Source organism: Accumulibacter sp. (assembly GCF_032229525.1).
Classification (GTDB): domain Bacteria; phylum Pseudomonadota; class Gammaproteobacteria; order Burkholderiales; family Rhodocyclaceae; genus Accumulibacter.
In genome coordinates this window covers 1-7294 of the sequence record NZ_JAVTWB010000168.1, presented here as the reverse complement: position 1 = coordinate 7294, position 7294 = coordinate 1, and the positions used below count along the sequence as shown (strand labels likewise).

Annotated in this window: 6 protein-coding genes and 1 pseudogene; 4 read left to right on the top strand and 3 right to left on the bottom strand. The window is 60.9% G+C overall.

Annotated elements, in window-relative coordinates:
- From RUW20_RS12965 to RUW20_RS12955, 3 genes are all read right to left on the bottom strand, one after another.
- The coding region (locus tag RUW20_RS12965; protein WP_034056494.1) for a GNAT family N-acetyltransferase at nucleotides 1-487 on the bottom strand (487 nt) is incomplete at its 3' end.
- A gap of 127 nt (nucleotides 488-614) precedes the next feature.
- Entirely contained in the window at nucleotides 615-1454 is an 840-nt protein-coding gene (gene sul1 / locus RUW20_RS12960) for a sulfonamide-resistant dihydropteroate synthase Sul1 (RefSeq protein WP_000259031.1), read from the bottom strand.
- The gene (locus RUW20_RS12955; protein WP_000679427.1) at nucleotides 1448-1795 is read right to left on the bottom strand and encodes a quaternary ammonium compound efflux SMR transporter QacE delta 1; all 348 of its coding nucleotides are present in this window, start codon (nucleotides 1793-1795) and stop codon (nucleotides 1448-1450) included. Before RUW20_RS12955 ends, sul1 begins: the two co-directional genes overlap by 7 nt.
- Nucleotides 1796-2039: 244 nt before the next feature.
- On the opposite strand from RUW20_RS12955, the gene intI1 reads away from it, so the two are divergent.
- The 4 genes and pseudogenes from intI1 (at nucleotide 2040) to RUW20_RS12935 (ending at nucleotide 7261) form a co-directional block, all read left to right on the top strand.
- On the top strand, nucleotides 2040-3053 hold the full coding sequence (gene intI1, locus RUW20_RS12950; protein WP_000845048.1) for a class 1 integron integrase IntI1: 1014 nt from the start codon (nucleotides 2040-2042) through the stop codon (nucleotides 3051-3053).
- Between the two features lie 202 nt (nucleotides 3054-3255).
- Nucleotides 3256-3606, top strand: a pseudogene (locus RUW20_RS12945) (DUF3330 domain-containing protein); the annotation flags it as partial.
- Nucleotides 3607-3731: 125 nt separating this feature from the next.
- A complete protein-coding gene (locus tag RUW20_RS12940; RefSeq protein WP_000147567.1) occupies nucleotides 3732-4292 on the top strand; it encodes a recombinase family protein in 561 nt (186 codons plus the stop codon).
- Between the two features lie 2 nt (nucleotides 4293-4294).
- On the top strand, nucleotides 4295-7261 hold the full coding sequence (locus RUW20_RS12935) for a Tn3-like element TnAs3 family transposase (protein ID WP_001138064.1): 2967 nt from the start codon (nucleotides 4295-4297) through the stop codon (nucleotides 7259-7261).
- The last annotated feature ends 33 nt before the right edge of the window (nucleotides 7262-7294 follow it).

Below are 7294 nucleotides of genomic sequence, written 5' to 3'. Positions count from 1 at the left end.
CTAGGCGTTCTGCGATGAAGGTTGGATCCCAGCCGGGATTGAAAGTGTCGACGTGGGTGAATCCGAGCCGCTCGTATAGGCCACGCAGGTTCGGGTGGCAGTCGAGCCGCAGCTTGGCGCACCCCTGCGTTCGCGCGGCATGGCGGCAAGCCTCGATCAGCGCGGAGCTGACACCCCGGCCCGCATGTGTCCGTCGCACCGCGAGCTTGTGCAGATATGCGGCCTCCCCCTTGAGGGCGTCGGGCCAGAACTCGGGATCCTCGGCCGACAAGGTGCAACAGCCGACGATGCCGTCGCTGCAACTCGCGACTAGGAGCTCGGATCTCAGGACGAAGGTCTCCGCGAATGTCCGGTCGATCCGCGCGACGTCCCAGGCGGGCGTTCCCTTGGCGGACATCCACGCCGCAGCGTCGTGCATCAGCCGCACAACCTCGTCGATATCACCCGAGCAGGCGACCCGAACGTTCGGAGGCTCCTCGCTGTCCATTCGCTCCCCTGGCGCGGTATGAACCGCCGCCTCATAGTGCAGTTTGATCCTGACGAGCCCAGCATGTCTGCGCCCACCTTCGCGGAACCTGACCAGGGTCCGCTAGCGGGCGGCCGGAAGGTGAATGCTAGGCATGATCTAACCCTCGGTCTCTGGCGTCGCGACTGCGAAATTTCGCGAGGGTTTCCGAGAAGGTGATTGCGCTTCGCAGATCTCCAGGCGCGTGGGTGCGGACGTAGTCAGCGCCATTGCCGATCGCGTGAAGTTCCGCCGCAAGGCTCGCTGGACCCAGATCCTTTACAGGAAGGCCAACGGTGGCGCCCAAGAAGGATTTCCGCGACACCGAGACCAATAGCGGAAGCCCCAACGCCGACTTCAGCTTTTGAAGGTTCGACAGCACGTGCAGCGATGTTTCCGGTGCGGGGCTCAAGAAAAATCCCATCCCCGGATCGAGGATGAGCCGGTCGGCAGCGACCCCGCTCCGTCGCAAGGCGGAAACCCGCGCCTCGAAGAACCGCACAATCTCGTCGAGCGCGTCTTCGGGTCGAAGGTGACCGGTGCGGGTGGCGATGCCATCCCGCTGCGCTGAGTGCATAACCACCAGCCTGCAGTCCGCCTCAGCAATATCGGGATAGAGCGCAGGGTCAGGAAATCCTTGGATATCGTTCAGGTAGCCCACGCCGCGCTTGAGCGCATAGCGCTGGGTTTCCGGTTGGAAGCTGTCGATTGAAACACGGTGCATCTGATCGGACAGGGCGTCTAAGAGCGGCGCAATACGTCTGATCTCATCGGCCGGCGATACAGGCCTCGCGTCCGGATGGCTGGCGGCCGGTCCGACATCCACGACGTCTGATCCGACTCGCAGCATTTCGATCGCCGCGGTGACAGCGCCGGCGGGGTCTAGCCGCCGGCTCTCATCGAAGAAGGAGTCCTCGGTGAGATTCAGAATGCCGAACACCGTCACCATGGCGTCGGCCTCCGCAGCGACTTCCACGATGGGGATCGGGCGAGCAAAAAGGCAGCAATTATGAGCCCCATACCTACAAAGCCCCACGCATCAAGCTTTTGCCCATGAAGCAACCAGGCAATGGCTGTAATTATGACGACGCCGAGTCCCGACCAGACTGCATAAGCAACACCGACAGGGATGGATTTCAGAACCAGAGAAAGAAAATAAAATGCGATGCCATAACCGATTATGACAACGGCGGAAGGGGCAAGCTTAGTAAAGCCCTCGCTAGATTTTAATGCGGATGTTGCGATTACTTCGCCAACTATTGCGATAACAAGAAAAAGCCAGCCTTTCATGATATATCTCCCAATTTGTGTAGGGCTTATTATGCACGCTTAAAAATAATAAAAGCAGACTTGACCTGATAGTTTGGCTGTGAGCAATTATGTGCTTAGTGCATCTAACTTTGTTTTAGGGCGACTGCCCTGCTGCGTAACATCGTTGCTGCTCCATAACATCAAACATCGACCCACGGCGTAACGCGCTTGCTGCTTGGATGCCCGAGGCATAGACTGTACAAAAAAACAGTCATAACAAGCCATGAAAACCGCCACTGCGCCGTTACCACCGCTGCGTTCGGTCAAGGTTCTGGACCAGTTGCGTGAGCGCATACGCTACTTGCATTACAGCTTACGAACCGAACAGGCTTATGTCCACTGGGTTCGTGCCTTCATCCGTTTCCACGGTGTGCGTCACCCGGCAACCTTGGGCAGCAGCGAAGTCGAGGCATTTCTGTCCTGGCTGGCGAACGAGCGCAAGGTTTCGGTCTCCACGCATCGTCAGGCATTGGCGGCCTTGCTGTTCTTCTACGGCAAGGTGCTGTGCACGGATCTGCCCTGGCTTCAGGAGATCGGAAGACCTCGGCCGTCGCGGCGCTTGCCGGTGGTGCTGACCCCGGATGAAGTGGTTCGCATCCTCGGTTTTCTGGAAGGCGAGCATCGTTTGTTCGCCCAGCTTCTGTATGGAACGGGCATGCGGATCAGTGAGGGTTTGCAACTGCGGGTCAAGGATCTGGATTTCGATCACGGCACGATCATCGTGCGGGAGGGCAAGGGCTCCAAGGATCGGGCCTTGATGTTACCCGAGAGCTTGGCACCCAGCCTGCGCGAGCAGCTGTCGCGTGCACGGGCATGGTGGCTGAAGGACCAGGCCGAGGGCCGCAGCGGCGTTGCGCTTCCCGACGCCCTTGAGCGGAAGTATCCGCGCGCCGGGCATTCCTGGCCGTGGTTCTGGGTTTTTGCGCAGCACACGCATTCGACCGATCCACGGAGCGGTGTCGTGCGTCGCCATCACATGTATGACCAGACCTTTCAGCGCGCCTTCAAACGTGCCGTAGAACAAGCAGGCATCACGAAGCCCGCCACACCGCACACCCTCCGCCACTCGTTCGCGACGGCCTTGCTCCGCAGCGGTTACGACATTCGAACCGTGCAGGATCTGCTCGGCCATTCCGACGTCTCTACGACGATGATTTACACGCATGTGCTGAAAGTTGGCGGTGCCGGAGTGCGCTCACCGCTTGATGCGCTGCCGCCCCTCACTAGTGAGAGGTAGGGCAGCGCAAGTCAATCCTGGCGGATTCACTACCCCTGCGCGAAGGCCATCGGTGCCGCATCGAACGGCCGGTTGCGGAAAGTCCTCCCTGCGTCCGCTGATGGCCGGCAGCAGCCCGTCGTTGCCTGATGGATCCAACCCCTCCGCTGCTATAGTGCAGTCGGCTTCTGACGTTCAGTGCAGCCGTCTTCTGAAAACGACAATGGAGGTGGTAGCCGAGGGTGTGGAAACACCCGACTGCCTTGCGTGGTTGCGGCAGGCGGGTTGCGACACGGTGCAGGGTTTCCTGTTCGCCAGGCCGATGCCGGCGGCGGCCTTCGTCGGCTTCGTCAACCAATGGAGGAACACCACCATGAACGCCAATGAACCGAGCACCAGTTGCTGCGTGTGCTGCAAGGAAATCCCGCTCGATGCCGCCTTCACGCCGGAAGGGGCCGAGTACGTGGAGCATTTCTGCGGGCTGGAGTGCTATCAGCGCTTCCAGGCGCGGGCCAGCACTGCGACCGAAACCAGCGTCAAACCGGACGCTTGTGATTCGCCGCCGTCAGGTTGAGGCATACCCTAACCTGATGTCAGATGCCATGTGTAAATTGCGTCAGGATAGGATTGAATTTTGAATTTATTGACATATCTCGTTGAAGGTCATAGAGTCTTCCCTGACATTTTGCAGGGAATTCCATGACTGGACAGCGCATTGGGTATATCAGGGTCAGCACCTTCGACCAGAACCCGGAACGGCAACTGGAAGGCGTCAAGGTTGATCGCGCTTTTAGCGACAAGGCATCCGGCAAGGATGTCAAGCGTCCGCAACTGGAAGCGCTGATAAGCTTCGCCCGCACCGGCGACACCGTGGTGGTGCATAGCATGGATCGCCTGGCGCGCAATCTCGATGATTTGCGCCGGATCGTGCAAACGCTGACACAACGCGGCGTGCATATCGAATTCGTCAAGGAACACCTCAGTTTTACTGGCGAAGACTCTCCGATGGCGAACCTGATGCTCTCGGTGATGGGCGCGTTCGCCGAGTTCGAGCGCGCCCTGATCCGCGAGCGTCAGCGCGAGGGTATTGCGCTCGCCAAGCAACGCGGGGCTTACCGTGGCAGGAAGAAATCCCTGTCGTCTGAGCGTATTGCCGAACTGCGCCAACGTGTCGAGGCTGGCGAGCAAAAGACCAAGCTTGCTCGTGAATTCGGAATCAGTCGCGAAACCCTGTATCAATACTTGAGAACGGATCAGTAAATATGCCACGTCGTTCCATCCTGTCCGCCGCCGAGCGGGAAAGCCTGCTGGCGTTGCCGGACTCCAAGGACGACCTGATCCGACATTACACATTCAACGATACCGACCTCTCGATCATCCGACAGCGGCGCGGGCCAGCCAATCGGCTGGGCTTCGCGGTGCAGCTCTGTTACCTGCGCTTTCCCGGCGTCATCCTGGGCGTCGATGAACTACCGTTCCCGCCCTTGTTGAAGCTGGTCGCCGACCAGCTCAAGGTCGGCGTCGAAAGCTGGAACGAGTACGGCCAGCGGGAGCAGACCCGGCGCGAGCACCTGAGCGAGCTGCAAACCGTGTTCGGTTTCCGGCCCTTCACCATGAGCCATTACCGGCAGGCCGTCCAGATGCTGACCGAGCTGGCGATGCAAACCGACAAAGGCATCGTGCTGGCCAGCGCCTTGATCGGGCACCTGCGGCGGCAGTCGGTCATTCTGCCCGCCCTCAACGCCGTCGAGCGGGCGAGTGCCGAGGCGATCACCCGTGCTAACCGGCGCATCTACGACGCCTTGGCCGAACCACTGGCGGACGCGCATCGCCGCCGCCTCGACGATCTGCTCAAGCGCCGGGACAACGGCAAGACGACCTGGTTGGCTTGGTTGCGCCAGTCTCCGGCCAAGCCAAATTCGCGGCATATGCTGGAACACATCGAACGCCTCAAGGCATGGCAGGCACTCGATCTGCCTACCGGCATCGAGCGGCTGGTTCACCAGAACCGCCTGCTCAAGATTGCCCGCGAGGGCGGCCAGATGACACCCGCCGACCTGGCCAAATTCGAGCCGCAACGGCGCTACGCCACTCTCGTGGCGCTGGCCACCGAGGGCATGGCCACCGTCACCGACGAAATCATCGACCTGCACGACCGCATCCTGGGTAAGCTGTTTAACGCTGCCAAGAATAAGCATCAGCAGCAGTTCCAGGCGTCAGGCAAGGCCATCAACGCCAAGGTACGTCTGTACGGGCGCATCGGTCAGGCGCTGATCGACGCCAAGCAATCAGGCCGCGATGCGTTTGCCGCCATCGAGGCCGTCATGTCCTGGGATTCCTTTGCCGAGAGCGTCACCGAGGCGCAGAAGCTCGCGCAACCCGATGACTTCGATTTCCTGCATCGCATCGGCGAGAGCTACGCCACCCTGCGCCGCTATGCACCGGAATTCCTTGCCGTGCTCAAGCTGCGGGCCGCGCCTGCCGCCAAAAACGTGCTTGATGCCATTGAGGTGCTGCGCGGCATGAACACCGACAACGCCCGCAAGCTGCCAGCCGATGCACCGACCGGCTTCATCAAGCCGCGCTGGCAGAAACTGGTGATGACCGACGCCGGCATCGACCGGCGCTACTACGAACTGTGCGCGCTGTCCGAGTTGAAGAACTCCCTGCGCTCGGGCGACATCTGGGTGCAGGGTTCACGCCAGTTCAAGGACTTCGAGGACTACCTGGTACCGCCCGAGAAGTTCACCAGCCTCAAGCAGTCCAGCGAATTGCCGCTGGCCGTGGCCACCGACTGCGAACAATATCTGCATGAGCGGCTGACGCTGCTGGAAGCACAACTTGCCACCGTCAACCGCATGGCGGCAGCCAACGACCTGCCGGATGCCATCATCACCGAGTCGGGCTTGAAGATCACGCCGCTGGATGCGGCGGTGCCCGACACCGCGCAGGCGCTGATAGACCAGACAGCCATGGTCCTGCCGCACGTCAAGATCACCGAACTGCTGCTCGAAGTCGATGAGTGGACGGGCTTCACCCGGCACTTCACGCACTTGAAATCGGGCGATCTGGCCAAGGACAAGAACCTGTTGTTGACCACGATCCTGGCCGACGCGATCAACCTGGGCCTGACCAAGATGGCCGAGTCCTGCCCCGGCACGACCTACGCGAAGCTCGCTTGGCTGCAAGCCTGGCATACCCGCGACGAAACGTACTCGACAGCGTTGGCTGAACTGGTCAACGCTCAGTTTCGGCATCCCTTTGCCGGGCACTGGGGCGATGGCACCACATCATCATCGGACGGACAGAATTTCCGAACCGCTAGCAAGGCAAAGAGCACGGGGCACATCAACCCAAAATATGGCAGCAGCCCAGGACGGACTTTCTACACCCACATCTCCGACCAATACGCGCCATTCCACACCAAGGTGGTCAATGTCGGCCTGCGCGACTCAACCTACGTGCTCGACGGCCTGCTGTACCACGAATCCGACCTGCGGATCGAGGAGCACTACACCGACACGGCGGGCTTCACCGATCACGTCTTCGCCCTGATGCACCTCTTGGGCTTCCGCTTCGCGCCGCGCATCCGCGACCTGGGCGACACCAAGCTCTACATCCCGAAGGGCGATGCCGCCTATGACGCGCTCAAGCCGATGATCGGCGGCACGCTCAACATCAAGCACGTCCGCGCCCATTGGGACGAAATCCTGCGGCTGGCCACCTCGATCAAGCAGGGCACGGTGACGGCCTCGCTGATGCTCAGGAAACTCGGCAGCTACCCGCGCCAGAACGGCTTGGCCGTCGCGCTGCGCGAGTTGGGCCGCATCGAGCGCACGCTGTTCATCCTCGACTGGCTGCAAAGCGTCGAGCTACGCCGCCGCGTGCATGCCGGGCTGAACAAGGGCGAGGCGCGCAATGCGCTGGCCCGTGCCGTGTTCTTCAACCGCCTTGGTGAAATCCGTGACCGCAGTTTCGAGCAGCAGCGCTACCGGGCCAGCGGCCTCAACCTGGTGACGGCGGCCATCGTGCTGTGGAACACGGTCTACCTGGAGCGTGCGGCGCATGCGTTGCGCGGCAATGGTCATGCCGTCGATGACTCGCTATTGCAGTACCTGTCGCCACTCGGCTGGGAGCACATCAACCTGACCGGTGATTACCTATGGCGCAGCAGCGCCAAGATCGGCGCGGGGAAGTTCAGGCCGCTACGGCCTCTGCAACCGGCTTAGCGTGCTTTATTTTCCGTTTTCTGAGACGACCCC

What these genes read in the sequence shown, in the direction of transcription:
- sul1 (WP_000259031.1), bottom strand. Translation starts at nt 1,454, where the DNA reads ATGGTGACGGTGTTCGGCATTCTGAATCTCACCGAGGACTCCTTCTTC.
- RUW20_RS12935 (WP_001138064.1), top strand. Translation starts at nt 4,295, where the DNA reads ATGCCACGTCGTTCCATCCTGTCCGCCGCCGAGCGGGAAAGCCTGCTG.
- RUW20_RS12955 (WP_000679427.1), bottom strand. Translation starts at nt 1,795, where the DNA reads ATGAAAGGCTGGCTTTTTCTTGTTATCGCAATAGTTGGCGAAGTAATC.
- RUW20_RS12940 (WP_000147567.1), top strand. Translation starts at nt 3,732, where the DNA reads ATGACTGGACAGCGCATTGGGTATATCAGGGTCAGCACCTTCGACCAG.
- intI1 (WP_000845048.1), top strand. Translation starts at nt 2,040, where the DNA reads ATGAAAACCGCCACTGCGCCGTTACCACCGCTGCGTTCGGTCAAGGTT.